Below are 25,334 nucleotides of genomic sequence, written 5' to 3' on the forward strand. Positions count from 1 at the left end.
GAAGGACCGTGGGTCCTGGAGGGACCGTGGGTCCGGGAAGGACCGTGAGGAGCCGGTGGGTCACGGGGCGGTCGAGCGGGCGGAACGCCGCCCCGTGACCCACCGGTCGTCTGTGCCGGCCGTGGGTCAGGCCGTGGTGAACCAGGCCGTCGTGTCGGCCGGGACGAGGGCCTTGCCGTCGGTGACGGTGACCTCGCCGCTGGCCGTCAGCAGGCGGCCGGGCGCGGCGAACGGCACGGCCTCGCCGGTGGTGTTGGCGACGCAGACGAACGCGCCGCGGCGGAAGGCCAGCACGCCCTCGGGGGCGGGCAGCCACTCCACCGCCTCGCCGGCGCCCAGGTCGGGCGCCTCGCGGCGGACGGCGAGAGCGGTGCGGTACATCTCCAGCGTGGAGCCGGACACCCCCTGCTGCGCCTCGACGCTCAGCTCGCCCCAGCCCGCGGGCTGCGGGAGCCAGCTGCCGCCGTCGCCGAAGCCGTGACTGGAGCCCTCACGGGTCCACGGGATCGGCACCCGGCAGCCGTCGCGGAAGCCGTCCTGGCCCGCGCCGCGGAAGTACGCCGGGTCCTGGCGCGCCTCGTCGGGCAGGTCGACGACGTCCGGCAGGCCGAGCTCCTCGCCCTGGTACAGGTACGCGGAGCCGGGCAGCGCCAGCATCAGCAGGGTGGCGGCACGGGCGCGGCGCAGGCCGAGCTCGCGGTCGCCGGCCTCACGGATCTGGGTGCCCAGGCCCGCCGGGTTGGCGAAGCGGGTGGCGTGCCGGGTCACGTCGTGGTTGGAGAGCACCCAGGTGGCGGGCGCGCCCACCGGGCGCATCGCCTCCAGGGTGCGGTCGATGACCTCGCGCAGCTCGGCGGCGTCCCAGTGGGTGCTCAGGTACTGGAAGTTGAACGCCTGGTGCAGCTCGTCGGGGCGCACGTAGTGGGCGGTGCGCTCGACGGTCGGGGTCCAGGCCTCGGCGACGAAGACGCGGTCGCCGCTGTACTCGTCGAGGATCAGGCGCCACTGGCGGTAGATCTCGTGGACGCCGTCCTGGTCGAAGAACGGGACGACGCCGTCGCCGAGCAGCTTGACCTGCTCGTTGCCGCCGATGTCGGGCAGACCGGGCGCCTTGACCATGCCGTGGGCGACGTCGATCCGGAAGCCGTCGACGCCCATGTCCAGCCAGAAGCGCAGGATGGAGCGGAACTCGTCGTTGACCGCCGGGTGGTCCCAGTTGAAGTCGGGCTGCTCGGGGGCGAACAGGTGCAGGTACCACTCGCCCGGCGTGCCGTCGGGCTCGGTGACCCGGGTCCAGGCCGGGCCGCCGAAGATGGACTCCCAGTCGTTGGGCGGGAGTTCGCCGTTCGCGCCCTTGCCGGGGCGGAAGTGGTAGCGGTCGCGCAGCGGCGAGCCGGGGCCCTCGGCGAGGGCCCGCTTGAACCACTCGTGCTGGTCGGAGGAGTGGTTGGGCACCAGGTCGACGATGATCCGCAGGCCCAGGTCGTGGGCGTCGCGGATCAGGCCGTCGGCGTCCAGCAGGTTGCCGAACATCGGGTCGACGGCGCGGTAGTCGGCGACGTCGTAGCCGGCGTCGGCCTGCGGGGAGGCGTAGAAGGGGCTCAGCCACACCGCGTCCACGCCCAGGTCGCGCAGGTAGGGCAGCCGGGTGCGGATGCCCGGCAGGTCGCCCATGCCGTCGCCGTCGCTGTCGGCGAAGCTGCGCGGGTACACCTGGTAGATGACCGCGTCCCGCCACCAGTCGCGGCGGTCGGCGACGGCGTGGCCGGCGGTGCGGGGTGCCGTGCGGTGCGTGGGAGAAACCGGTTCGGCGGTCTGGTGACTCATGACGTCCTTGCTGTGTGCCGAGGGTCGCTGTCGGTGGGGGGAGGTGCGGGGCGCGGTCAGCCCTTGGTGCCGCCGGCGGTGAGGCCGGTGACCAGGTTCTTCTGGACCAGGTAGAAGAAGGCCGAGACCGGTATCGCCACCAGGACCGCGGTGGCGGCCATCAGGTGCCGCTGGGCGTCGTGCTCGCTGACGAAGCTCTGCATGCCCACCGCGAGGGTGTACTTGGTGTCGTCGAGCATGAAGGTCGAGGCGAAGGCCACCTCGCCGAAGGCGGTGATGAAGTTGTAGAACGCGGCGACCGCCAGGCCCGGGCGGGCCAGCGGCAGGATCAGCCGCAGGAAGGTCCCGAAGGGGCTCAGGCCGTCGACGCGGCCCGCCTCGTCGATCTCGAAGGGGATCGTGTCGAAGTAGCCCTTGAGCAGCCACGCCGAGTAGGGGACGGCGGTGGAGCAGTAGACCAGGATGAGGCCGCCGAAGGTGTCGATCAGCCGCAGGCTCGTCAGCAGCTGGTACATCGGCACGATCAGCACGGCGATCGGGAACATCTGGGTGCACAGCAGCACCCACATCAGCTTCTTCTGGCCGGGGAAGCGCATCCGGGAGACCGCGTAGCCGGTGGTGGCCGCGATCAGCACGCCGAGCACGGTGGTGCCCAGCGAGACGATCAGGGAGCTCTTGAGCCAGTACAGGAAGTTGCTGTCGGACAGGACCGTGACGTAGTTGTCCAGGGTGGCCTTGCCGAAGATGCCGCCGGGCCGCAGGTAGTCGTCCTTGTCCGGGCCGAGCGACAGCAGGAAGATCCAGGCGACCGGGAGGACGGCGATCAGGCTCGCGACGATCAGCACGACGTGCGAGACGGCCCGGACCAGCGGGCGGGTCTCGCCGCGGCGGCGCACCGCCTTCCGCGCGGTCCGTGCGGGTGCCGCCTCGACGGGGGTCTCGAGGGTGTGGGTAGTCATGGCTCCTGCCTCAGGACTGCTGCTCGCCGCGGGCCAGCCAGCGGCGGTAGAAGGAGGTGAAGACGACCAGGATCGCGAGCAGCAGCATGCCGTAGGCCGCCGACTGGGCGAAGTCCCGCGGCTGCTGGCCGAAGCCCAGGAAGTAGGCCCAGGTGACCAGGATCTGAGCGTCCGGCGCCTTGGTGCCGAACAGCAGGAAGATCACCGCGAACTGGTTGAAGGTCCAGATGATGCCCAGCAGGACGACGGTGGAGCTCACCGAGCGCAGGCCGGGCAGGGTGACGTAGCGGAACCGCTGCCAGGGGGACGCTCCGTCGAGCTCGGCGGCCTCGTAGAGGTTGCCGTCGATCGACTGGAGGCCGCCCAGCAGGGAGACCATCATGAACGGCACGCCGCACCAGGTGTTCACCATGATCGCGGCGATCCGCTGCCAGAGGGTGTCCTCCAGCCACAGGGGCGTCGGCAGGTGCAGCAGTTCCAGGCCGGCGTTGATGATGCCCTCGTCGGCGAGCATGAAGCGCCAGCCGAAGACGGTGACGAAGGTGGGCACCGCCCACGGCAGGACCAGCATCAGCCGGTAGAAGGTGCGCCCGCGCAGCTTCTGGTTGAGCAGCAGGGCCAGGCCCAGACCGAGCGTGTAGTGCAGCGTCACACAGGCGACGGTCCACACGATGGTCCAGATGAAGTGCGACCAGAACCGGTCGTACGCGGTCTCCCCGAAGAGGATGTCCGCGTAGTTGTCCAGCCCGACGAACTTGTACGTCGCCTCGATCTCGTTCACGCCGATGGTGCGCGCGGAGTTCAGCGAGTTCGCGTCGGTCAGGGTGAGCCAGAAGCCGTAGACCAGTGGGTACAGGACGAGCACGCCCAGCACGAGGACCACCGGCGCGATCATCGCGTAGGCGTACCAGTGCCGGCGCCATCCGTGGCGGATCGCAGCGATCATGGAAACGACACCTTCGAGGCCGGAGAGCGGCCGTTCGTCGGGGAGGGGAGGGAGGGGGGCGACCGTGGCGGGGGCGACCGCCGGACCCGTGTCAGGTCGGGTCCGGCGGTCACCCCGGTCGAGGCTGCCGGTCTTACTTGGTGAAGCCCGGCAGGAGCTTGGCCATCTCCGTCTCGATCGCGGTCAGACCCTTGTCGAGGGTCTTCTTGCCGCTGGCGACGGCGGGCAGCTCGGCGTCGAGCTTGCCGAACAGCGAGCCGTACTCGGGCAGCTCGGGACGGGGCTGGGCGGCGGGCAGGACACCCTGGTAGCCGGCGATGCCCGGGTCGGCCTTGACCTTGTCGGTGTAGGCGTCGTCACGGGTGGGCAGCGTGGAGTTCTTGAGGGCCACGGACTCCTGCGACTTCGCGGAGGTCATGAACTTCACGAACTTCAGCGCGGCTTCCTGGTGGGCCTTGTCCGAGCCGGCGTAGACCGACAGGTTGTGGCCGCCGGTCGGCGCGCCGGCCTTGCCGGTGGAACCGGCCGGGACGGTGGCGATGCCCAGGTTGTTCTTGTCCTGGAACGCCGAGCCCTTGTAGAAGTTGGTGATCTCCCACGGGCCCTGGATGATCGAGGCGACCTCGCCGTTGACGAAGGCGTCCTGGATGTGGGCGTAGGCGTCGGCGGTGCCGTCGGCCTTGTGCAGGCCCTTGCCGTCGAACAGGCCGTTCCAGGCCTTGAACGCCTTCTGGGCCTCGGCCGAGTTGACCGTGACCTTCTTGCCCGCCACGTCGACCATGTCGGTGCCCTCGCCGAAGAGGAACGGCATGGCGTAGTAGCCGGCGGTGGAGCCCCAGTAGCCGTCCTTGCCGGTCTTCGACTTGATCGTCGCGGCGGCCTTCTTCAGCTCGTCCCAGGTGGCGGGGGCCTTGTCGATGCCCGCGTCGGCGAAGAGCTTCTTGTTGTAGACGAGCGCGAGGGTGTCGGTGACGATCGGGACACCGTAGGTCTTGCCCTCGAACTGGGCCTGCTTGATCAGGTTCGGCTGGAAGGCGTCCTTCTCGGCGAGCGCCTCGGTGCCGTCCAGCGGCAGGAGGTACTGCTTCTTCGCGAAGGCGGGGGTCCAGCCGACCTCGGCACGGATCACGTCCGGGGCGCCGGAGGAACCGGCGGCCGTGTCGAACTTGTTCTGGGCCTGGTCGAAGGGCACGTTGACGTACTTGACCTTGACGCCCTTGTTGGCGGCCTCGAACTCCTTGACCAGAGCCTTGTAGGTCGGCGCCTCGTTCGTCGCGTTGGTGGTGTCCCACCACGTGATGGTGACGGGGCCGTCCGCCTTCGAGTCGTCGCCTTCCCCGCCGCACGCCGTCGCCGTCAGAGCGAGGGACGCCGCCAGCGCGGTGGCCGCTATGCCACGCCGCATGAGTTCTCCTTGAGGGTGAGTGCCCGGTGCACTGGCCGGCTGCGTCCTTGCAACCGGCGGGCGACCGGAAACGTAACAGCGCTGCAACCTGTGCGAAAGACCTTGCAGAAAAAAAGCTGCCGAACCGTGTCCTAGTCGCGTCCGAGCCGTCGCCCAGCGAGCCGATCTGGCCGGTCCCGCCTAGGTCAAATCGGGGCATACTCACGCGAACTTCGCCCGGTGTGGCGTGAGTCGCACTTCCGGGACGACTCCTCGTACGCCTGTGCAAGACTTTGCAAGTTCTTGCGGGTCCGTCTCTGAGGGCCCATCATCGAAGGCCACGAGGAGACGGGGAGCGCATGACGCAGCAGCCCGCGTACAGGTCACGCGCGCGAAGGCCGGTACAGTCCCGTCCCGTGACCGCACGGCTTGCCGACATCGCCGCGCAGGCGGGAGTGAGCGAAGCGACTGTCAGCCGGGTCCTCAACGGGAAACCCGGAGTCGCCGCCGCGACCCGCCAGGCCGTGCTGGCCGCGCTGGACGTCCTCGGATACGAACGCCCCGTCCGCCTGCGCCAGCGCAGCGAGGGCCTGGTGGGGCTCATCACGCCCGAACTCGAGAACCCGATCTTCCCGGCGCTGGCCCAGGTGATCGGCCAGGCGCTGACCCGCCAGGGCTACACCCCGGTGCTCGCCACCCAGACCCCGGGCGGCTCCACCGAGGACGAGCTCACCGAGATGCTGGTCGACCGGGGCGTCGACGGGATCATCTTCGTCTCCGGCCTGCACGCCGACACCTCCGCCGACATGGGCCGCTACGAGCGGCTGCGCGCGCAGGGCGTGCCGTTCGTGCTGGTCGACGGTTTCTCGCCGCAGGTGCGCGCGCCGTTCATCTCCCCCGACGACCGGGCGGCGATGTCGCTCGCGGTGACCCACCTGGCGTCGCTGGGCCACACCCGCATCGGGCTGGCTCTCGGCCCGCAGCGCTTCGTGCCGGTCCAGCGCAAGATCGAGGGCTTCACCTCGGCGATGCGCGAGCGCCTCGGCATGTCCGAGCGGGAGACCACCACGCTGGTCGAGCACTCGCTCTACACCCTCGAGGGCGGCCAGGCGGCCGCCGCCGCCCTGATCGACCGCGGCTGCACGGCGGTGGTCTGCGCGAGCGACATGATGGCGCTGGGCGCGATACGCGCGGCCCGTGGTCTGGGCCTGCAGGTGCCGGAGGACGTCTCGGTGGTCGGCTTCGACGACTCCCCGCTGATCGCCTTCACCGACCCTCCGCTGACCACCGTCCGCAAGCCGGTGCCCGCCATGGGGCAGGCCGCGGTGCGCACGCTGCTGGAGGAGATCGCCGGGACGCCCGCCCCGCAGAGCGAGTTCGTCTTCATGCCGGAGCTGGTGGTGCGCGGCTCCACCGCCTCCGCGCCGGCCGCCGGCCCGGGGGCCGGACCGGGCGCCGCGCGCTGAACGGACGGATGTCCGCCGGGAGGTTCGTCCCCCGAAGTATTCGGACCCCTAAGGGTTCCGGTGAACGAAATGCGACCAGGATCCTTCCGGAGGATGATCGGTCGGGTAAGGCATTTCTGGCAGACTGACGTGCCATGGGTGAGGGACCGTGACCGCTTTGGAAGGCCGCCCGCGGCAGGCCGTTCCCGGCACAGACGCGGGCGCGGACGAACGACCGGGTCTGCTGCGGCGTGTGCGCACGCCGCGCCGGCCGAGGATCTGGTTCGAGATCCTGCTGATCGGGGCGAGTTACTGGACGTACTCGTTGATCCGCAACGCCGTGCCCGAGCAACGGGCCGTCGCGCTGCGCAACGCCGACTGGCTCTGGGACGTCGAGAACCGGCTCGGCATCGCCGTCGAGGAAACGGTCAACCAGGGGATCAACTCGGTCACCTGGCTGATCGTCGGCATGAACTACTACTACGCCACCTTGCACTTCGTGGTGACGATCGGCGTCCTGGTATGGCTGTTCCGCTGCCGGCCGCTGCTCTACTCCGGGGCGCGCACGGTGCTGTTCGCGACCACCGCGGTCGCGCTGGTGGGCTACTACCTGTTCCCGCTGGCGCCGCCCCGGCTGATGAACGGCTCGATGTTCGTCGACACGGTGCTGGTCCACGGGACCTGGGGGTCGATGGCCTCCGGCGACCTCAAGCACATGTCCAACCAGTACGCGGCGATGCCGTCCATGCACATAGGGTGGTCGCTCTGGGCCGGCCTGACGGTCTTCGCGCTGGCCCGGGTGCCGTGGGTGCGGGTGCTGGCGCTGCTGTACCCGACGGCCACGCTGGTGGTCATCGTCGCCACCGCCAACCACTTCTGGCTGGACGCCGTCGGGGGCCTGATGTGCCTCGCCTTCGGCTTCACCGTCGCCCGCCTGATGTACGGCGCGGCGTCGGTCCCCGGCCCCTTCCACCGCAAGGCGGCGACGCCGGCCCTGCCGGAGCCGCCCGGTGCGCCGGCGCCGCCCGGCGCCGAACCGGGTGCCACGGCCGCGACCGGGCCCGCGGAAGCACCGGGGGCGGCGGGACCGGTGCCCCCGGGCGGACGATCCGGTGCGTCGGACTCTCCCGGTTCCGCGAGACCCGGCGCCGCCGCGGACCCCTCCGCCCCGCCACCGCGCCACCCCAGCCGCACCTGAGCGGCGCCCCCGGGGCGCGAGCCCCGGGGGGGGTGCGTTGCCTCGGGGGTCCCGGAGGGCGGCGCTCAGGCCTCGCTGTCGTAGAACAGCCGCTCCACGACCGTCCGGGCCCTGCGTGTGGTGCGCCGGTAGTCGTCGATCATGTCGCCCGCGCGGCCGGGCCCGTACCCCAGGTACCGCCCGACCGCGGCCATCTCCCGTACGTCCGTCGGGAAGGTGTCCCCCGCGCGGCCGCGCACCAGCATCACCGCGTTGCGGACCCGGGTCGCCAGCACCCACGCCTCGTCGAGGACCGCCGCGTCGTCCGCGCCGATCAGGTCCGCGTCCCGCGCCGCCGCGAGCGCCTCCCGGGTCCGCGTGGTGCGCAGCTCCGGGATCCGCGCCGCGTGCCGCAGCTGCATGAGCTGCACCGTCCACTCCACGTCGGTGAGCCCGCCGCGCCCCAGCTTGGTGTGGAGCGTCGGGTCGGCCCCGCGCGGCAGCCGCTCGGACTCCATCCGCGCCTTCAGCCGCCGCACCTCGCGGACCGCGTCCTCCTCCAGCCCGCCGGCCCGGTACCGCAGCGGGTCGACCAGCTCGACGAACCGCCGCCCCAGCTCCTCGTCGCCGGCCACCGGCTCGGCCCGCAGCAGCGCGTGCGACTCCCAGGCCAGGGACCAGCGCCGGTAGTACGCCGCGTAGGAGGCGAGCGTGCGCACCAGCGGCCCGCTGCGCCCCTCCGGCCGCAGGTCCGTGTCGACGATCAGCGGCGGGTCGGTGCTGGGCAGCTGGAGCAGCCGCCGCATCTCGGAGACCACGGTGTTGGCGGCCTTCGCCGCCTCCGCCTCGTCGACGCCCTCGCGCGGCTCGTGCACGAAGAGCACGTCCGCGTCGGAGCCGTAGCCCAGTTCGTGTCCGCCGAAGCGGCCCATGCCGATGACCGCGAACCGGGTGGGCAGCTCGTCGCCCCAGCGCTCGCGGACCACCGCCCGCAGCGTGCCGGCCAGGGTGACGGCGGTCAGGTCGGAGACGGCGCCGCCGACCCGGTCGACCAGTGCGCCCGGGTCGGCCTCGGCGGGCTGCGTCTCGGTGCCGTACGAGCCCACGATGTCGGCCGCGGCGGTGCGGAACAGCTCGCGCCGCCGCACGCCGCGCGCCACGTAGACGCCCTGTTCGGCCGTCCCCGCGCGGCTCACCGCGGCGAGGACCTCCTGCTCCAGCCGCTCGCGGGACCGCGGCTCCAGGCCGCCGCCGACGCCCCGGCCGCCGCGTTCGCCCTCCCCGCCGTCGCCGAGCAGCGCGACCGCCTCGGGCGCGCGCAGCAGCAGGTCGGGGGCGAGCCGTCCGGCGGACAGCACCCGGGCCAGGTTCTCCGCGGCCGCGCCCTCGTCGCGCAGCAGCCGCAGGTACCAGGGGGTGGCGCCCAGCGCGTCGGAGACCTTGCGGAAGTTGAGCAGCCCGGCGTCCGGGTCGGCGGAGTCCGCGAACCAGCCGAGCAGCACCGGCAGCAGCGTGCGCTGGATGGACGCCTTGCGGGAGACGCCCGCGGACAGCGCCTCCAGGTGGCGCAGCGCCGCCGCCGGGTCGGCGTAGCCGAGGGCGACCAGCCGCTCCCGGGCCGCGTCCGGCCGCAGCCGCGCCTCGCCGGGGGCGAGCTGGGCGACGGCGTTGAGCAGCGGGCGGTAGAACAGCTTCTCGTGCAGCCGCCGCACCACCGAGGAGTGCCTGCGCCATTCCTTGCGCAGTTCGGTGACGGGTTCGGAGCGCAGTCCCAGCGAGCGGCCGAGGCGGCGCAGGTCGTCCTCGTCCTCGGGCATCAGGTGGGTGCGGCGCAGCCGGTACAGCTGGATGCGGTGCTCGGTCTCGCGCAGGAACCGGTAGGCGGCGTCCAGCCCGGCGGCGTCCTCCCGGCCGACGTAGCCGCCGGTGGCGAGCGCCTTGAGCGCGTCCAGGGTGGTGCCGCTGCGCAGCGAGGTGTCGGCGCGGCCGTGCACCAGCTGGAGCAGCTGCACGGCGAACTCGACGTCCCGCAGGCCGCCCGGCCCGAGCTTCAGCTCCCGCTCCAGCTCGGCGGCGGGGATGCCGGCCACCACCCGGCGGCGCATCTGCTGCACGTCGGCGACGAAGTTGTCCCGCTCGGCGGCCTGCCACACCATCGGGTGCAGCGCCGCCAGGTAGGCGGCGCCGAGCTCCCGGTCGCCGGCCACCGGGCGGGCCTTGAGCAGCGCCTGGAACTCCCAGGTCTTCGCCCACCGCTGGTAGTAGGCCACATGGCTGGCCAGGGTGCGCACCAGCGGGCCGTTGCGCCCTTCGGGGCGGAGGTTGGCGTCGACCGGCCAGATCGAGCCCTCGACGGTGGTCTCCGAGCAGATCCGCATCAGGTGCGAGGCGAGCCGGGTGGCCGCCTGGAGCGCCGCCCGCTCGTCGGCGTCCCGGGCGGGCTCGGCCACGAAGATGACGTCGACGTCGGAGACGTAGTTGAGCTCGTGCCCGCCGCACTTGCCCATCGCGATCACGGCGAGCCGGCACAGCGCGGCGTCCTCCGGAGCGGCCGCCTCGGCCATGGCGAGGGCGGCGCGCAGGGTGGCGGTGGCCAGGTCGGCCAGCTCCCCCGCCGTCTCGGCGACGTCTATCGTCCCGCGGACGTCGCGGGCGGCGATGGACAGCAGACAGCGGCGATAGGCCACCCGCAGCGCCACCGGGTCCTGCGCGTCGGCGAGGCCCTCCTCGAACTCCGGGACGCCCTGATGGAGGTCGCGGGGCTCGTAGGTGACCAGCGCCTGCCAGTCGTCCGGGTGCCGGGCCAGGTGGTCCCCCAGCGCCTCGGAGGCACCGAGCACTCCCAGCAGCCGGTCGCGCAGCGGCTTGGCGGACAGCAGCGTGTCCAGCAGCCGGGAGCGGTGGGTGCGGTCGGGCTGCGCCTCGAGGATGCGGACCAGGCCGCGCAGCGCGAGGTCCGGGTCGGCGGTGGCGGCCAGCGCCTCCAGCAGGAGCGGGTCGCCGCGGACCGCGCTCAGCTCCGGGCTCTCCAGCAGCCGGCCTGCCGCCGAGGGGTCCGTGAACCCGTGCCGCAGCAGCAGGGTGAAGGTGCTGCTCCGCCGCCCCGGAGTCGCCATCGGCGCCGCCCTCTCCACGATCGTGATCGTCCGGCCCCGAGCCTAGCCCCCGCCCCCGGGCGAGGTGCCCTCGCGGGGCGGACGGGGGCGTGTGGCCCCCGCCCGGGCGACAGCCTTCACCGGGGGCCGACCGCCGCGGGCACCCGGGCCGCACCCGCCTGCCCCCTGCGGGCGGCTATGCCGCCCCCCTGCCCCTGCCCAGGGCGAACGCTGGGCCGCACTAGCCGACCCCCTTGCGGGCGGCTGGGCCGCCCAGGGGGCGGCACGGGCGGGCGCAGGGCGGCGCCCCCGCGGCGAGCGGTTCGCTCCGCGCCGCGCAAGCGGGCCCCAGCAGAGCCTGGCGGAGCCGTACCCAGGAACGTGGCCGTCACGCGACGCGACCGAGCCCAGGCCCCAGGCACCCCACGCGGCGGCAGCGAGGCAACGCGACCCCGGCCCCCCACCCGGCCGCCCCCCACTGGCGACCGAACCCCCCGTCCGCTTCGGTGGAACCCATGACCAACATGGAGATGACCCTCGAGGTGGTCCCGGTCCCCGTCTCCGACGTGGACCGCGCCAAGGAGTTCTACGCGGAGAAGGTCGGCTTCCACGTAGACCTCGACGGCGAGGTCGCCCCCGGCCTCCGCATCGTCCAGCTCACCCCGCCCGGCTCCGGCTGCTCCATCGCCCTCGCCGAGGGCATGGAGATCCCCACCGGCACTCCCCGTCCCGGCACATACCACGGCCTCCAGCTCTGCGTGCCCGACATCCACCGCGCCTACGAGGAGCTCACCGCCCGCGGCCTCGAGGTCAGTGAACCGGTCTCCTTCGTCGAGGGCCAGGACGGCGGCACGTTCATGTACTTCAGCGACCCGGACGGCAACGGCTGGGCGGTCCAGGAGTTCCGCCGCCGGGCCACGGAACCGCTGCACCAGCTCCTCTCCGACCAGGCGGCGAAGCGGCGCGACTAGGACGTGTCCGGGCGATCTCTGAGGCAACGGCGCACAGTACCCGTGAATCTCGTTATCGAAGGTCTCGTCGAGTGAGGTAGAAGAGCGGCATGGACACCGCCGCGCTTGAGCAGATGCTGGACGAGACCTTCGATAACGCTGTCGTGCACCACGGATACACCAACTACATGCGCGACTACGAGGTCATCGTCTACGCGACGGCTGATCCCAGTACCGGCATCGCGCCGTCCCACCTGCGGTATCTCTTCCGGTACTGCGTTGAGGCCCGGTGTGAGACATCAGTACCCGCGGAGACCTGGCGGGTCTCCTTGGACGACCAGCTCATCGACCACGAATCCGGTGTCGACCTCGACGGATACGTCTGGGGCGTGAAGTGGCACGCCCTGTACCCGGGAGCCAAACTCCTTCCTGAGTCCGAGACGACCCGCCGCTGGTCGGAGGCCCTCAGCATCGACTTTCACGAGGTGCGCATTGAAACCAACGCGCACAACGTGACCTTGCTCTTCTCGGACCTTCAGGTGAGTGAGGTCCCGGTCGGATACGCACCATTCATCACGGAATAAGGGGCAGGATTCGTGTGATCCTGCCATGGGGCGGGGTGATTTGAGTGATGCTGAGTGGGAACGGCTGCGGCCCTTCCTGCCTGTCAGCAACGGGCGTTGTGGCCGGTGGCGGGACCACCGGCAGGTGATCGACGGGATTCTGCACCGCGTGCGGACCGGCGTGCAGTGGCGTGACCTGCCCGAACGGTTCGGGCCTTGGAAGACTGTTTATGAACGGCACCGGCTGTGGTCGGCCGACGGGACGTGGGAGCGTCTGCTCCAGCAGGTCCAGGCCGCGGCCTACGCCGCAGGCGAGATCGACTGGGATGTTTCCGTCGACTCCACCATCGTGCGGGCGCATCAGCATGCCGCGGGTGCGCGCACCGACCCACCGCCTGCCCCCACCTCAAGGGGCCGCAGGGTCAGAACTTCAGGACGAAACGCCGTGGCAGAACCTGCACGCCCGCCTGGTGGAGGTGGTGCAGGAGGTGAGGGCCTGGGCCGCTCACGCGGCGGCTTCACCACCAAGCTCCACCTGAGCGCAGATGGCCGCTGCCGCCCACTGTCCCTGATCGTCACGCCAGGTCAGCGGGCTGACTGCACGCAGTTCAACCCAGTTCTGGAGAAGATCCGTGTTCTGAAGATGGGGCCGGGCCGGGCCCGCAAGAAGCCCGACAGCGTCGCTGCCGACAAGGCCTACAGCAACCGGCCCTGCCGCGAGTACCTGAGACGCCGGGGCATCAGGCACACCATCCCGGAGAAGACCGATAGCCAGGCCGCCCGGCTCCGCAAAGGCTCATATGGCGGCCGGCCACCCGGCTTCGACGAAGAGCGGTACAAGAAACGCAACACCGTCGAACGGGCCATCAACCGGCTCAAGCAGCACCGAGCCGTGGCCACCCGGTACCGACAAGCGCCGGTACGTCTACCTCGGCACCGCAACCGTCGCAGCCCTCACGATCTGGCTCCGCACGTGATCGGCCGGACAAGTCCTAGCCCCCGGCCGGCCTCACCGCACGACCGACACCAGCACCCCCCACTTGCCTTACCTATCGTTTTTCGATAACTTCCCATCGTTCTTCGATTGACAGTACAAGGGAAGAGGGAGGGGCGATGGGCAAACTGGCCGTGCTCGCACTGCGAGCCGTCATCGCTGCGTTGCTCACGGGGTCGCTGTTCGTCCAGGCGGTGCTGCTGCCGCTGATCTACTTCGACACCCGGGACGAGGCGGGGGACGTCGCCCCGCTGCCGTTCGTGATGATCGTGTTCCTGGGGGTCGTCGCGGCCCAGGTGGTGCTGGTCTGCGTCTGGAGGCTGGTGACGATGGCGCGCCGCGGGACGGTGTTCTCGCACGCCGCGTTCCGCTTCGTCGACGTCATCACCGGGGCGTTCGCCTCGGCGGCGGTGCTGATCTGGGTGTTCGGCGTGCTGCTGGCGTCGCTGAACCCGGGCGCGCCGGAGGAGGACCAGGTAGCGCCGGGGGTCGTGCTGATCGTCGGCGGCGTCGGCCTGGCCGTGTTCGGCGTCGCGCTCGTCGTCCTGGTCCTGCGGACGCTGCTCGCGCAGGCGGTGGACCGTGACGTCGAGGCGTCGCGGATGCGGGCCGAGCTGGACGAGGTGATCTGATGCCGATCGCCGTCGACATCGACGTGATGCTGGCCCGCCGCAAGATGTCCGTGGGCGAGCTGGCCGAGCGGGTGGGGATCACGCCCGCCAACCTGGCCGTCCTCAAGAACGGCCGCGCCAAGGCGGTCCGTTTCACCACCCTGGCCGCCCTGTGCGAGGTCCTCGACTGCCAGCCGGGCGACCTGCTGCGCTGGGAGCCCGACGAACCCGCCGAGGCCGAGGCCCCCGAGGGCCCCGACGCGGCCGGGTCCGCCTCCCCCGCCGCCGTGAACCGGACGTAGCGCGGGCCGCACGGCTGGTTCGGCGGGAAACGGGGAACACGGGTGGGACCGCTCCCGCCCGGGCCCTCAGCTGGAGGACGCCATGCCCGCCGAACCCGTCGAATCCCACCTCGACCCCCGCTACAGCGACCCGGACGCGATCCCTCCCCAGTGGCCCGAGGCGGAGCGCCTGCTGGCCGCGGCGGAACTGTTCTGGATCTCCACCGTCCGCCCCGACGGCCGCCCGCACGTCACCCCGCTGCCGGCCGTCTGGGCGGACGGCGCCCTGCATTTCTGCACCGGCCCGGACGAACGCAAGGCCCGCAACCTCGCCGCCAACCCGCACGTCACGCTGACCACCGGCACCAACCTGTGGGACACCGGCTACGACCTGGTCGTCGAGGGCGAGGCGGCCCGCGTCACGGACGACGCCCGGCTGCGTGACCTGGCCGCCCGGTGGGAGGACAAGTACGGCGACTTCTGGCGCTTCGAGGTCCGCGACGGCCACTTCCACCACGGCCCCGGCGCGGCCCTCGTCTTCGCCGTCGCCCCCCGCACCGTCTTCGGCTTCGGCAAGGGCCGCCCCTTCAGCCAGACCCGCTGGCGCTTCGCCTGAGTCCAGCCACTCGGGCGTCCGTGAGGCCAGGCCGCAGCGGGACGCACGTACCGTCTGCGCCATGGAAGCCACCGCGCAGCAGCCGCCGTCGGAGCGGATCCTTCCTGTCGTGGAAGTGATCGCCGCCCTGTCCACCCCCGACGGTGGCCGCCCCGTGCTCGTCGCCGTCGACGGTCCCGGCGGCTCCGGCAAGACCACCCTGGCCGCTGCGGTGGCAGAGAGCCTCCGGGACTGCGTCGTCGTCCACGTCGACGACTTCTACCGCCCCTTGCCGGACGAGGAACGTGCACGCCTCGGCCCCGAACAGGGCTACCACCGTTACTTCGACTGGCAGCGGCTCCGGGACGAGGTCCTGCTGCCCCTGCGGGCCGGCCGCCCCGCCCGCCACCGGCCGTACGACTGGGCCACCGGGCAGCTCGCCCCCCGCCACGAGACCGTCACCGGCAGCGGCGTCGCGATCGTCGAGGGCGTCTACTCCGCCCGCCCCGAACTGTCCGGCCTGTACGACCTCACCGTCTACGTCGACACCCCCCGCGACACCTGCCTGCGCCGCGTACGGGACCGCGCCGAGAACCCGGAGGAGTGGATCACCCGCTGGCGCGCGGCCGAGGACCACTACATCGCGACGACGCGGCCGCGAAGCCGGTGCACCCTCACGATCTCCGGAGAATGATCTTCCGGTCGCACCCCGCCTGTGCCACACTCCGCCGACGACTCGGCTCGGAAGGAGTGCAGGACATTGCGCGGGGTGGGGAGATTTGTGGCGGCGTGCGTCGCGGTACCGGTGCTGGCCTCGTGCGGCGGCACCGACGGGGACGAGGCCCGGACGAAGCCGAGTGGAGACGCCGGGAAGGCGACGCCGGCCGCCGAGGAGACCGCGCCGGTGACGCGCGCCTCGGCCGAGCGAGAGGTACGTGCGGCCGTCGACGCCGGGGGCTTCGGGCAGCCCCGTTTCGTGGACCTTCCGAAGTCGGACATCACGGCCTCCTGCGTGGTGTACGGCCACGTGCGCACACCGGAGGATCCGGACGAGAAGTCCGTCAGATCGGTCGTCGCCGCACTGGAGAAGAACGGCTGGCGCAGGACAGGCGGCTTCTACAAGACCTACGGATCGCTCTTCTCCCTTGAGCGGGAGGAATGGACGCTCGACGTGATGACGGGCTCCCTCACGGCGGACCAGATGGCGGCGGCCGCCCCCGACGCTTCGGCGGAGGAAACCCAGGAGTTCACCGGCATGACCGTCACCGTCATCGACCGGGAGTGCGCCCACGCCGCGATCGCCTCCGCCAAGGCCTCACCTCGGTAGAGTCCCGTCGGCGGCGACGTCCGGCCCAGTGCTGGTCATCGACCTGGACGACCTGGGCGGTCGAGGTCGGCGGACCGGTCCGCGCGGCGGATCTCCCCCGCCGTCAGGGCCGCGCAGGCGCCGGTCAGCAGCATCAGCCCTGCCGGGCCGAGCGCGAGGCGCCGGCGTCCTTCCAGGAGTTCGAGGTACCGCTCCCGGGAGATCTCGACCGGGGTGCGCGCGTCGAGAGCGAAGTACCGGCCGGCCTCGGCGCGCGGGGCACGCAGGTCTCCGTCGGCAGCCATGACGAGGCCCACCTGCGCGACGCTCACCACGAGCAGCGCCCCCAGCACCGTGCGCAGCCCGAGGGGCAGGCAGCGGAAGCCGGTCCACGCCTCCCGCAGGTCGGCCAGCCGCATCTGGAGGCGTACCAGGGCGGGAGCCGCCACGAGGAGCAGCAGCGCGCAGTCCGTCCACAGCAGCACGTGCGGCCCCGGCCAGTGCACCGTCACCGGAAGCCAGGTGAGCGCGGTCAGCGCCACGAACGCCGCCCCGAGGATCGCCGCCACCCCGCCGTGCACCCGGTAACTCCACCCCATGCGGCGCAATCTCGCACGGGCCGTCCGTCGGCCGCAGTGCCGTGACCGGGCAGACTTCGCCCACCGTCCGCTGCCGGGGAGGGCACTGTCGGTACCGCCCCGTAGTTTGGCCCGATGGACGCGACGAGGCGGGGCGTGGTCGGGAGAAGGGCCGTCGAGGCAGCGGTCGTTGACGCCGGACAGGCGCTGGACGAGTACGACGAGGCACGCGCGTGGCTGGCCGCCGCCGCGCGGACACCCGCCACGATGGCGCCTCTCGGCGCCGAGGTGTGGGTGTTCGACGAGACGCTGGCCCAGGTGCTGCTGGTGCGGCACCCCCGCCGCGGCTGGGTCCCGCCCGGCGGGGTGGTCGAGCCGGGCGAGACCCCGCGCGAGGGGGCGGTCCGGGAGGTGTTCGAGGAGACGGGCCTGCGGGTGGAGCCGCTGCCCGAGCCGACGGCGGTGGCGGTCCGCTCCTACGCTCCGCACCACGCGGTCACGCTCGGCCTGTCGTACGCCGCGTTCGCCGACGTCACCACTCCTCTCACCCCGGAGCCGGGGCAGCCCGCGGCCTGGTGGCGACTGGACGAGCCGTGGGACAGCTGCTTCCCCGACGACCTCCCCCGTATCCGCCGCCACGCGGCGCGGCTGGCCGCCGACCGGGACGCCCACCGCTGAGGGGGCCACGAGGCCGTGACCCGAACTCCCCTCCGGCTGCCGTCCGTGTCGGATTTCCGCCAGACCCCCGCCCGCCCCGCTGGTTGTCTGAGCCCATGACCGAAACGGCCCGCAGCCTCAACGCGCCCTCCCCCGCAGCCCTGTTCCGTGCTCTCCACACCCCCGCCCGCCCCCTCGCCCTGGCCAACGTCTGGGACGTCGCCAGCGCCCGGGTCGTCGAGGCGGCGGGGGCCTCCGCGATCGCCACCACCAGCGCCGGGGTGGCCTGGTCGCTCGGCGCGCCGGACGGGGACCGCGTCTCCCGTGACCTGGTGCTCGCCGTCCTCGCCCGCATCGCCTCGGCCGTCGCCGTCCCGGTCACCGCCGACATCGAGGGCGGCTACGGGCAGAGCCCGGCGGAGGTCGCGGAGACCGTCGCCCGCGTGCTGGACGCCGGGGTGGTGGGCGTCAACATCGAGGACGGCACACGGCCGCCCCGCGCCCTCGCCGACCGGATCGAGGCGTCCCGGGAGGCGGCACGGAAGGCGGGCGTCGACCTGTTCGTCAACGCCCGCACCGACACGTACCTGCTGGGCCTGGGGGATCCCGGGACCCGGCTCCGCGAGACCCGCGCCCGCGCCCGCACCTACGTCGACGCCGGAGCGGACGGTGTCTTCGTGCCCGGCGTCACCGACCCGGCCGTCGTCGCCGAACTGGCCGCCGGCCTGACCGTCCCGCTCAACGTCATGGCCGGACCGGGCGCCCCGACGGTGGCCGAGTTCGGCGCCCTGGGTGTGTCCCGCGTCAGCCTCGGCTCGGGCGTCGCCCAGGCCGCCTACGCCGCCGCGCGCCGGGCCGCCCTCGACCTGCTCGGCACGGGCGGTTACGACTCGCTCGGCCACGCCATCCCGTACCCGGACCTCGACGCCCTCTTCCACGCGCCCGCCGACACGCCCCGCTGAGGTGACCCGTCCCGTTAAGGTGGCCCGGTGATCAGCGACGTGGATCTGCGGCACCTGCGCCGCTGTGTGGAACTGGCGGCCCAGGCCCTGGAGTCCGGCGACGAGCCCTTCGGGTCCGTCCTCGTGGCGGGTGACGGGACCGTCCGGGGCGAGGACCACAACCGCGTCGCCTCCGGCGACCACACCCGGCACCCCGAGTTCGCCCTGGCCCGCTGGGCCACGGAGCACATGACGCCCGCGGAGCGCGCCGCGGCCACCGTCTACACCTCCGGCGAGCACTGCCCGATGTGCGCCGCCGCGCACGGGTGGGTGGGGCTCGGCCGCATCGTGTACGTGGCCTCCGGCGCCCAGTTGGCGAGCTGGCTCACCGGGTGGGGTGTGCCCGCCGCCCCGGTGGCCGCCCTGCCGGTCACCACCGTCGTCCCGGACGCGGTGGTGGAGGGGCCGGTCCCGGAACTGGTCGACGAGGTGCGCGCCCTGCACCACCGCCTGCACCACCGGGCCGGCCCCGACGCACCGTCCTAGCCCAGGGCCGCGAGGCCCCGCTGAAGGTCGTCGAGGTTCATGACCGGCTGCAACGTCACATGCGCGCCCAGCTCCTGGAAGAAGGGGTCTGCGGCGGCGGGAATCTCCGAGCTGTCCTGCATGTCGAAGAAGAGGATCATGGTGCGCCCGCCCTCCGGGGTGAAGTAGGCGGCCTCGGGCCGGAGTCGCTCCATGGCCGCCCGCACCAGGTCGGGCATGCCGCCCTCCTGCGTCACCCTGTTCGACGCCTGGGTGTCCAAGCGGGCCTTCATCATCATCCGCATCGCGCACGCTCCTCGCCCACCGGCCTCCGCGCGGTCGCGTCCGCACTCGTCGAGATCCGGCATCGTCCTCTCAGCGTCGGGCCGCCGGTCACCGCCCGCAACATCTCCTCCGCCCCCTGTGCGACGTGAGGGCGCGGCCCCGAACGCGCGGTGGGCCGCCGCACCGCGCGGAGCGGTACGACGGCCCACCGCCCGGACGGGGCGGAGCGACTGCTCTCCATGGAGGCGACTGCCCCACAGGCAGGCGCTGCGTCAGGCGGACGCCCCCTCCGCGGCCGCGGCGGTCCCGGCGGCCGTCGTTCCGGCCTCCGGCTCCGCCGCCGACCCCTTCGGCAGTGTCAGCACCGCCACCACCGCGAGCACGGCGACCAGCGCGAAGGAGTAGAAGCCCCACGGGTGTCCGATCCCCGCGGTGACCAGCGCGCCGGTGATCGACGGGCCGACGATGGACCCCAGCCGGCCGATCCCGGACGCCGATCCGAGCGCCGTGCCACGGATGGCCGCCGGGAAGAAGTTCGTCACGTACGCGTAGACCAGCACCTGCGCGGAGAACACGAACACGCCGGTGAAGAAGACGACCACGTTGAGCAGCAGGTCGTTCTCCATCTTCACGGACAGGCAGGCCAGCATGACCGCCGCGGCGCCGAACCAGCCCAGCGTGGTGCCCTTGATGCCCTTCTGGTCGGCGACCCAGCCGCCGACGAGCAGACCGGCGACGCCGCCCAGGTTGAGGATCAGCAGCTGGGTGACGGCCGTCGGCACCGGGTAACCGGCGTCGTTCATCAGCTTGGGCAGCCAGGTGTTGAGGCCGTAGACGAGCAGCAGACCCATGAACGAGGCGACCCAGACGCCGATGCAGGCCCGCAGGTAGAGCGGCTTCAGCAACTCGGTGAACGGCACCCGCTCCGCCGTGCCCGACTCCTTGGCCTTCACGAAGGCCTCGGACTCCGGCAGGAAGAACCACTGGATCGCCGCGACGACGAGGCCGACCGCGCCGAGGGCGTAGAAGAGGATCTGCCAGTCGTCGGCGAACTGCAGGGCCAGCAGCGAGGTCACGACGGCACCGGTGTGGTAGCCGGTCATGGTGAGGGTGCTGGCCCGGGCCCGCCGGCTGGCGGGCATGCTCTCGGCCATCATCGTCAGCGACACCGGCATGCAGGCGCCGAGGCCGAGGCCGGCGATCAGGCGCAGCGCGGCGAACATCGTCACCGAGCCGGCCAGCGGCACCAGGACGGTGAACACCGAGAAGACCACCACCGAGGCGATGAGCAGCCGGCGCCGGCCGATCCGGTCGGCGAGCGGGCCGACCGATATCGCGCCGATGGCCACGCCGACGAGCGAGAGCGTGGCGACGGTGGTCGCGTCGACCGCCGTCATGCCCAGGTGCTGCGTCTTCAGCAGGGTCGGGATGATGGCGCCGAGGACGACGAGGTCGTAGCCCTCGAGCATGACGGTGATCCAGCACAGGAGCACGGTCCAGGTGGTGCGCCTGCCGGTGGCGGCCTGCGCCGGGCCGGACGACGTTGTCGCGGAGGTCATGGCGGTTCCCAGGGATGAGGGGACGGGGGATGTGGGGTGGGGGGTGGGGGGTGGGGGGTGGGGGCGTGGGGTTCAGGGGGGCGTAGGGGCTCGGGCGCGGGGTGGTCAGTGAGGGGTGGTGAGCGCCGTGTCGACCTGGACGAGACGCGGGCCGTCGGGCCTCTCCGCGAGGACGGCGCGCAGTTCCTCCGCGCCGGTGACGTGCCGGGCCGGCACCCCGTAGCCCTCGGCGATGCGGGTGAAGTCCAGCCCGGGAATGTCCAGACCGGGCGCGTCCGGCACCCCGAGCAGTCCGCCGAACCAGCGCAGCGCGCCGTACGTACCGTTGCGCAGCAGCACGACGGTGAGCGGGACGCGCAGCTGGGCCGCGGTCCACAGGGCGGTGATGCCGTAGTTGGCGGACCCGTCGCCGATCACCGCGGCCACCGGCCGGTCCGGCTGCGCGAGGGCGACGCCGACCGCGCCGGGCAGGCCGAAGCCGAGCCCGCCGGCCGCGGGGAAGTAGTAGGAGCCCGGGCGGCGCAGGTCCATCTGCCGCCACCAGGCCGCGCTGGTCGACGTGGACTCCACCACGTAGGACGTGTCCCGCGGCTGCTCGTCGCGCAGCGCCGCGAACACCTCCTCCGGGTGGAACCGGCCCCCCTCGCCCGCGGCGGGGGCGGGCGCGGGCCGGTACTCCTCGCCGGGCACGGGAGCGCCCTCGCCCAGGGTGTTCAGCAGCAGGCGGATCACGGCCCCGGGGTCGGCGACCACCGCCTCGCCCATCGGCGCGCGCGCGGCGGCCGAGGCGTCCTCCGTCACCTGGACCAGCCGGGTCCCCTCGGGCAGGTACCGGCCCGGCAGGTACTCGTGGTAGCGGAACACCGGCGCGCCGAGCACCAGCACCAGGTCGTGTCCCTCGAAGGCGTCCGAGATCGGCTTGATGCCCGCGGGCAGCACGCCGCGGAAGAGCGGGTGGCGGTTGGGGAACGGCAGCCGGAACTGCGACGGCGCCGCCCACACCGGGCCGCCGAGCCGCTCCGCGAGGCGGACGGCGTCGTCGAAGAGCCCCGCCGTGTCGATGTCGCCGCCGAGCACCAGCGCCGGACGCTCGGCCGCCGTGACCCGCTCCACCAGGTCGCGGCCCAGCTCCGCACCGGGCGCGGAACCCCGCCGCACGGACCGGTCGAGGACGGCGAGGCCGTTCTCGCCCGCGTCGGCGGCCCAGTCGTCGTAGGGCACGGAGAGATACGTCGGCCTGCGCTGGAGCTCCGCCTCGAAGACCGCCTGGGCGAGGGCGCGGGGCACGTCCTGCGCGCAGGCAGGCTCGGCGGCCCAGCCCACCAGGGGCTTCATCAGCGAGGGCGCGTCCACGTTGGCCAGGTTCGCCTCGGGGCCCACGGCGGGCCGCACCTGCTGTCCCGCCACGATCACCAACGGGGTCCGCGAGGACACCGCGTTGGTGAGCGCGCCCATCCCGTTGCCGGAGCCGGACGCCGCGTGCAGGTTCACCAGCACCGGCCGCCCGGTCGCCTGGGCGTAGCCGTCCGCCATGCCGACCACGGCGCCCTCGTGCAGGCCGAGCACGTAGCGGAAGCCGTCCGGGAGGTCGGCGAGGAAGGGCAGCTCGTTGGACCCGGGGTTGCCGAAGACGGTGGTCAGGCCCTGGCGGGCCAGGAACTGGTGCGAGACATGACGTACGGAGGGCACGGACGTTTCACGTTCCTTTCGTGTGATGGCCGACACGCTAAGCAGCGGCTCTCACCCGAGACCAATAAATGTTTCCGGCCCGCGATATAGATCTCCTCGATACGGACGCGTAGGCTCCGGCCGCATGCGGGAGTTCGACCTCAACCTGGCCCGGCTGTTCGTGCTGCTCTACGAGACCGGCAGCGTCACGGCGACGGCCGACGCGTTGCACGTCACGCAGCCCACCGTCAGCTACAGCCTGGCCAAGCTGCGCCGGCACTTCGACGACGACCTGTTCCGCCGCAGCGGGCGCGGCCTGACCCCGACGGCGGGCGCGCGCCGCCTGTACGAGCCGCTGCAACGGGCGCTGTCCCAGATCGACGAGGCGACGCGGCAGGCCGACGAGTTCGACCCGGCGACGATGTCCGCCAACTTCACCCTCGCCCTGTCCGACCTGGGCGAGACCACCCTGCTCCCCCGCCTGGTGGCGGCCGCCCGGGCCTCGGCCCCCGGCGTCTCCTTCACCGTCCGGCCGCTGGACGTCGACGACGCCGAACGCCGCCTGAGCCGCGGTGAACTGGACGCCTTCGTGGCCACCCCCGTCATGGCCTCCCACCGCACCGTCCGCGTGCCGCTCTTCCGCGAGCGTTACGTCGGCGTGGTGGCCTCGTCCCACCCCCGGCTGACGGGCGACGCGGTCACCCTGGAGCAACTGGCGGCCGAGCACCACGCCACCGTCTTCGGCCCCAGCGGCCACGCCACGCCCCGCTCACTGCTGGCCGCGCACGGTCTCCTCGATCGGGTCGCCGTGGAGGTCACCCGCTTCACGATCCTCCCCTACCTGCTGGAGCAGACCGACCTGATCGCCGTGGTCCCGGAGTACGTCGCCGAGGTCTTCGCCGCCTCCCACGACATCCGCCTCGTCCGCCTCCCCTTCGCGGCCGAGCCCATCGAGGTCGCCCTCTACGCCCGCCACGACGCCTCCCGCACCCCCGCGCAACGGTGGCTGATCCGCTTCATGACCACCGTCCTCGGCGAACAGATCAGCCCGTCCCAACTCCCGCCGCTGGAGGGGCGGTCGGTGGTGCCGGGGGCGGGGGCGGGGGCCCGGGGCGCAGACTGACGCCCGCCGAACGCATGCCCCCGTGACCAGTAGGTGAGCCCAAAATTCGCCCCCCAGCACCAAATCCCGGACTCACCTTCGCCCTACACCTTCTCCGCCCTCACCGCGAGGGGGCCGTCGGGGGCCGTCGGGGGGGCAGAGGTAGAACAGCTCGGGGTCGCCCTCGTCGAGGCCGTGGAGCAGGCCGGCGGGGGTCCAGCCGGCCCGCTGGAGCAGCCGCTGCATGGGCTGGTTGGACACATTGGTCGAGGTGAAGAGCTTCGGCGTCCTACACGACACGGCCGCGGCGTCCAGCAACCGCCGGCCGACGCCCCTGCCACGGGCCGACGGGGCCACCATCAGCATCGTCACGAAGCCCTGGTCGAAGAACGTGTACTCCAGCACGCAGTAACCGACCAGCCCGCCCGCGCCCTCCGCCACCAGCACCGCCCCCTGCCCGCACCACTTCCGGATGGCCTCCCGCCGCCCGACATCACCCCCGCCCGCCACCACGTCGACCCCGACCAGCGCGTCCGCGTCCGCCTTCAGCGCCCGGCGCACAACGACCCCGCGGCCGCCCGTCACGTCATCCATGAGCCCATGCTGTCGCAGACCGGGCGGCGGGCGACCGGCGCCGAGCGAAGGGCTGAACACCCAGCAAGCCACCCGCGACATGCAGGCGCTCGTCAAGGGGGGGGCCTCCTCGCCGCCGTCGGCCAGACCAAGGGCCGCCACTACGTAGCCGGTAATCGCATCCCCAGGACGTGCTCGACGCCGCCCGACGCCCTCACCGGATCCGCAACCCCTACGACGCCTGACGCACAGGGCACCCCGCGCCACGCGGCCTTCGGCACCGCCGGAGAGCACCCCGCCCCGACAACGGCAGCGGTCCGGAGCACTAGACGACATCGAACTCGTTGCCCTCCGGGTCGCGCATCTGCACCGCGTACTGGCCCGCGTCCGGCTCGTCCGACACCCGGAGCACGGCGGCCCCGGCCGCGACCAGCTTCTCCACCGTGGCGTCGACCCGCCGCCTGCGGACCTCCAGCGGCACGTCGCGGCCGCCGCCGACCTTCAGGTCGAAGTGGATGCGGTTCTTGGCGACCTTCGCCTCCGGAACCTGCTGGAACCACACCCGCGGCCCGCGTCCGGTGGGGTCGACGATCGACTCCGGGCAGTCCCCCGCACCATCAGGCAGCTCCTCCTCGGGCACCCCCATCGCCGCCCAGTACGCACGCCACGTGCTGTGACCGGCCGGCGGCGGTTCGGGGACGTAGCCCAGCGCCTCGCTCCAGAACGCCACCATCCTCTGCGGATCGGCACAGTCGATCGTCAGCTGCAGCGTGGTCTCCATGGCCGGAGTCTCGCAGGCACCTCGGACATCCACCGGGCGGCTCGGGCCCCGTCCGGCCGTACCCGGACATCAGCCGGCCGAGGCCACCCTCGGCGCCCCCAACGGGCACCCGGTGCCGACGCGCGCCTCCAGCTCGGCCCGCAACTCCGCGAGCTCGGCCATCCGCGCATCGACGACCGCGATCTTCTCCTCGAACAGCGCGGACAACGCCTCGGCGGTGTCGGGGGCGTCGCGCAACTCCTCGCCGGTCCGGGCGATCTCGGCCAGCGAGAAGCCGAGCGTCTGCGCCGTCCGCACGTACTGCAGCCAGGGCACCGTCTCCGGCGGGAAGTCCCGGTACCCGTTGGCCAGGCGCTGCCCGGAGACGAGCCCGATCTTCTCGTAGAACCGGATGGCGTCCCTACTGAGACCCGATCGCGCGGCCAGCTCCCCGATACGCACAACCCCCCCCCGCCCTTGCCGACTTGACCTTGGACCGTACTCCACTGTCTAGCGTCGTGACGTCCCTCCAGGAGCCCGGCAGGAGCCTCGC

26 protein-coding genes are annotated in these 25,334 nt (G+C 72.5%); 14 read left to right on the top strand and 12 right to left on the bottom strand.

Annotated features, from left to right (window positions below):
- Nucleotides 1–126: 126 nt before the first annotated feature.
- From ABT026_RS27290 to ABT026_RS27305, 4 genes are all read right to left on the bottom strand, one after another.
- A complete protein-coding gene (locus tag ABT026_RS27290) occupies nucleotides 127–1,827 on the bottom strand; it encodes a glycoside hydrolase family 13 protein (protein WP_351117813.1) in 1,701 nt (566 codons plus the stop codon).
- Between the two features lie 56 nt (nucleotides 1,828–1,883).
- Entirely contained in the window at nucleotides 1,884–2,786 is a 903-nt protein-coding gene (locus tag ABT026_RS27295; RefSeq protein ID WP_351117814.1) for a sugar ABC transporter permease, read from the bottom strand.
- Between the two features lie 10 nt (nucleotides 2,787–2,796).
- The gene (locus tag ABT026_RS27300; protein ID WP_351117815.1) at nucleotides 2,797–3,732 is read right to left on the bottom strand and encodes a carbohydrate ABC transporter permease; all 936 of its coding nucleotides are present in this window, start codon (nucleotides 3,730–3,732) and stop codon (nucleotides 2,797–2,799) included.
- A gap of 133 nt (nucleotides 3,733–3,865) precedes the next feature.
- A complete protein-coding gene (locus ABT026_RS27305; RefSeq protein ID WP_351117816.1) occupies nucleotides 3,866–5,137 on the bottom strand; it encodes an extracellular solute-binding protein in 1,272 nt (423 codons plus the stop codon).
- 395 nt (nucleotides 5,138–5,532) lie between these two features.
- Here ABT026_RS27305 and ABT026_RS27310 point away from each other — a divergent pair, with 395 nt between their 5' ends.
- The gene (locus ABT026_RS27310) at nucleotides 5,533–6,582 is read left to right on the top strand and encodes a LacI family DNA-binding transcriptional regulator (protein ID WP_351117817.1); all 1,050 of its coding nucleotides are present in this window, start codon (nucleotides 5,533–5,535) and stop codon (nucleotides 6,580–6,582) included.
- A gap of 148 nt (nucleotides 6,583–6,730) precedes the next feature.
- Nucleotides 6,731–7,759, top strand: coding sequence for a phosphatase PAP2 family protein (locus ABT026_RS27315; RefSeq protein WP_502968063.1), 1,029 nt, complete (start codon nucleotides 6,731–6,733; stop codon nucleotides 7,757–7,759).
- A 65-nt stretch (nucleotides 7,760–7,824) separates the two neighbouring features.
- Here ABT026_RS27315 and ABT026_RS27320 read toward each other — a convergent pair whose 3' ends face one another.
- A complete protein-coding gene (locus ABT026_RS27320; RefSeq protein WP_351117862.1) occupies nucleotides 7,825–10,854 on the bottom strand; it encodes a bifunctional [glutamine synthetase] adenylyltransferase/[glutamine synthetase]-adenylyl-L-tyrosine phosphorylase in 3,030 nt (1,009 codons plus the stop codon).
- 503 nt (nucleotides 10,855–11,357) lie between these two features.
- Between ABT026_RS27320 and ABT026_RS27325 the strand changes: the two genes are divergently transcribed.
- The 8 genes from ABT026_RS27325 to ABT026_RS27360 all read left to right on the top strand — a co-directional run bounded on the left by ABT026_RS27325 (nucleotide 11,358) and on the right by ABT026_RS27360 (nucleotide 16,154).
- Complete coding sequence (locus tag ABT026_RS27325) at nucleotides 11,358–11,804, top strand: VOC family protein (protein ID WP_351117863.1); 447 nt, start codon at nucleotides 11,358–11,360, stop codon at nucleotides 11,802–11,804.
- Nucleotides 11,805–11,893: 89 nt separating this feature from the next.
- A complete protein-coding gene (locus tag ABT026_RS27330) occupies nucleotides 11,894–12,367 on the top strand; it encodes a YxiG-like protein (RefSeq protein ID WP_351117818.1) in 474 nt (157 codons plus the stop codon).
- 25 nt (nucleotides 12,368–12,392) lie between these two features.
- A protein-coding gene (locus ABT026_RS27335) for an IS5 family transposase (RefSeq protein WP_351117819.1) occupies nucleotides 12,393–13,323 on the top strand; the annotation gives its coding sequence in 2 pieces (ribosomal slippage) (nucleotides 12,393–13,253 and nucleotides 13,255–13,323; 930 coding nt in all).
- Nucleotides 13,324–13,459: 136 nt separating this feature from the next.
- Entirely contained in the window at nucleotides 13,460–13,972 is a 513-nt protein-coding gene (locus tag ABT026_RS27340) for a DUF2975 domain-containing protein (RefSeq protein WP_351117820.1), read from the top strand.
- On the top strand, nucleotides 13,972–14,253 hold the full coding sequence (locus ABT026_RS27345) for a helix-turn-helix domain-containing protein (RefSeq protein ID WP_351117821.1): 282 nt from the start codon (nucleotides 13,972–13,974) through the stop codon (nucleotides 14,251–14,253). The genes ABT026_RS27340 and ABT026_RS27345 overlap by 1 nt, the downstream gene beginning before the upstream one ends.
- Before the next feature lie 82 nt (nucleotides 14,254–14,335).
- Nucleotides 14,336–14,848: a pyridoxamine 5'-phosphate oxidase family protein gene (locus ABT026_RS27350; RefSeq protein ID WP_351117822.1), complete on the top strand. Its 513-nt coding sequence runs from the start codon at nucleotides 14,336–14,338 to the stop codon at nucleotides 14,846–14,848.
- Between the two features lie 61 nt (nucleotides 14,849–14,909).
- A complete protein-coding gene (locus ABT026_RS27355; RefSeq protein WP_351117823.1) occupies nucleotides 14,910–15,521 on the top strand; it encodes a uridine kinase family protein in 612 nt (203 codons plus the stop codon).
- A 75-nt stretch (nucleotides 15,522–15,596) separates the two neighbouring features.
- A complete protein-coding gene (locus ABT026_RS27360) occupies nucleotides 15,597–16,154 on the top strand; it encodes a hypothetical protein (protein WP_351117824.1) in 558 nt (185 codons plus the stop codon).
- A gap of 35 nt (nucleotides 16,155–16,189) precedes the next feature.
- Here the strand turns inward: ABT026_RS27360 and ABT026_RS27365 are convergent, their stop codons facing one another.
- Nucleotides 16,190–16,732, bottom strand: coding sequence for a hypothetical protein (locus ABT026_RS27365; protein WP_351117825.1), 543 nt, complete (start codon nucleotides 16,730–16,732; stop codon nucleotides 16,190–16,192).
- 114 nt (nucleotides 16,733–16,846) lie between these two features.
- On the opposite strand from ABT026_RS27365, the gene ABT026_RS27370 reads away from it, so the two are divergent.
- The 3 genes from ABT026_RS27370 to ABT026_RS27380 all read left to right on the top strand — a co-directional run bounded on the left by ABT026_RS27370 (nucleotide 16,847) and on the right by ABT026_RS27380 (nucleotide 18,855).
- Nucleotides 16,847–17,389 carry an NUDIX domain-containing protein gene (locus tag ABT026_RS27370; protein WP_351117826.1) on the top strand — a complete coding sequence of 181 codons (543 nt, stop codon included), beginning with the start codon at nucleotides 16,847–16,849 and terminating at the stop codon, nucleotides 17,387–17,389.
- Nucleotides 17,390–17,484: 95 nt separating this feature from the next.
- The gene (locus tag ABT026_RS27375; protein ID WP_351117827.1) at nucleotides 17,485–18,330 is read left to right on the top strand and encodes an isocitrate lyase/PEP mutase family protein; all 846 of its coding nucleotides are present in this window, start codon (nucleotides 17,485–17,487) and stop codon (nucleotides 18,328–18,330) included.
- A 27-nt stretch (nucleotides 18,331–18,357) separates the two neighbouring features.
- Complete coding sequence (locus ABT026_RS27380) at nucleotides 18,358–18,855, top strand: nucleoside deaminase (RefSeq protein WP_351117828.1); 498 nt, start codon at nucleotides 18,358–18,360, stop codon at nucleotides 18,853–18,855.
- Here the strand turns inward: ABT026_RS27380 and ABT026_RS27385 are convergent.
- The 3 genes from ABT026_RS27385 to mdlC form a co-directional block, all read right to left on the bottom strand.
- A complete protein-coding gene (locus ABT026_RS27385; RefSeq protein ID WP_351117829.1) occupies nucleotides 18,852–19,139 on the bottom strand; it encodes a DUF3303 family protein in 288 nt (95 codons plus the stop codon). The two genes, ABT026_RS27380 and ABT026_RS27385, sit on opposite strands and share 4 nt — an antisense overlap.
- Before the next feature lie 252 nt (nucleotides 19,140–19,391).
- The gene (locus ABT026_RS27390; protein ID WP_351117830.1) at nucleotides 19,392–20,678 is read right to left on the bottom strand and encodes an MFS transporter; all 1,287 of its coding nucleotides are present in this window, start codon (nucleotides 20,676–20,678) and stop codon (nucleotides 19,392–19,394) included.
- Between the two features lie 105 nt (nucleotides 20,679–20,783).
- Nucleotides 20,784–22,367 (bottom strand): benzoylformate decarboxylase, encoded by a 1,584-nt coding sequence (gene mdlC, locus ABT026_RS27395; protein WP_351117831.1) that lies wholly within the window; start codon nucleotides 22,365–22,367, stop codon nucleotides 20,784–20,786.
- 124 nt (nucleotides 22,368–22,491) lie between these two features.
- Between mdlC and ABT026_RS27400 the strand changes: the two genes are divergently transcribed.
- Nucleotides 22,492–23,469 (top strand): LysR family transcriptional regulator, encoded by a 978-nt coding sequence (locus ABT026_RS27400; RefSeq protein WP_351117832.1) that lies wholly within the window; start codon nucleotides 22,492–22,494, stop codon nucleotides 23,467–23,469.
- Nucleotides 23,470–23,541: 72 nt separating this feature from the next.
- Here ABT026_RS27400 and ABT026_RS27405 read toward each other — a convergent pair whose 3' ends face one another.
- The 3 genes from ABT026_RS27405 to ABT026_RS27415 form a co-directional block, all read right to left on the bottom strand.
- Nucleotides 23,542–24,042, bottom strand: coding sequence for a GNAT family N-acetyltransferase (locus tag ABT026_RS27405; RefSeq protein ID WP_351117833.1), 501 nt, complete (start codon nucleotides 24,040–24,042; stop codon nucleotides 23,542–23,544).
- A gap of 304 nt (nucleotides 24,043–24,346) precedes the next feature.
- Nucleotides 24,347–24,802: a VOC family protein gene (locus tag ABT026_RS27410; protein WP_351117834.1), complete on the bottom strand. Its 456-nt coding sequence runs from the start codon at nucleotides 24,800–24,802 to the stop codon at nucleotides 24,347–24,349.
- Nucleotides 24,803–24,871: 69 nt separating this feature from the next.
- Entirely contained in the window at nucleotides 24,872–25,243 is a 372-nt protein-coding gene (locus ABT026_RS27415; protein WP_351117835.1) for a MerR family transcriptional regulator, read from the bottom strand.
- Between the last annotated feature and the right edge of the window lie 91 nt (nucleotides 25,244–25,334).

Source organism: Streptomyces sp. NPDC002734 (assembly GCF_040295685.1).
Lineage (GTDB): Bacteria > Actinomycetota > Actinomycetes > Streptomycetales > Streptomycetaceae > Streptomyces.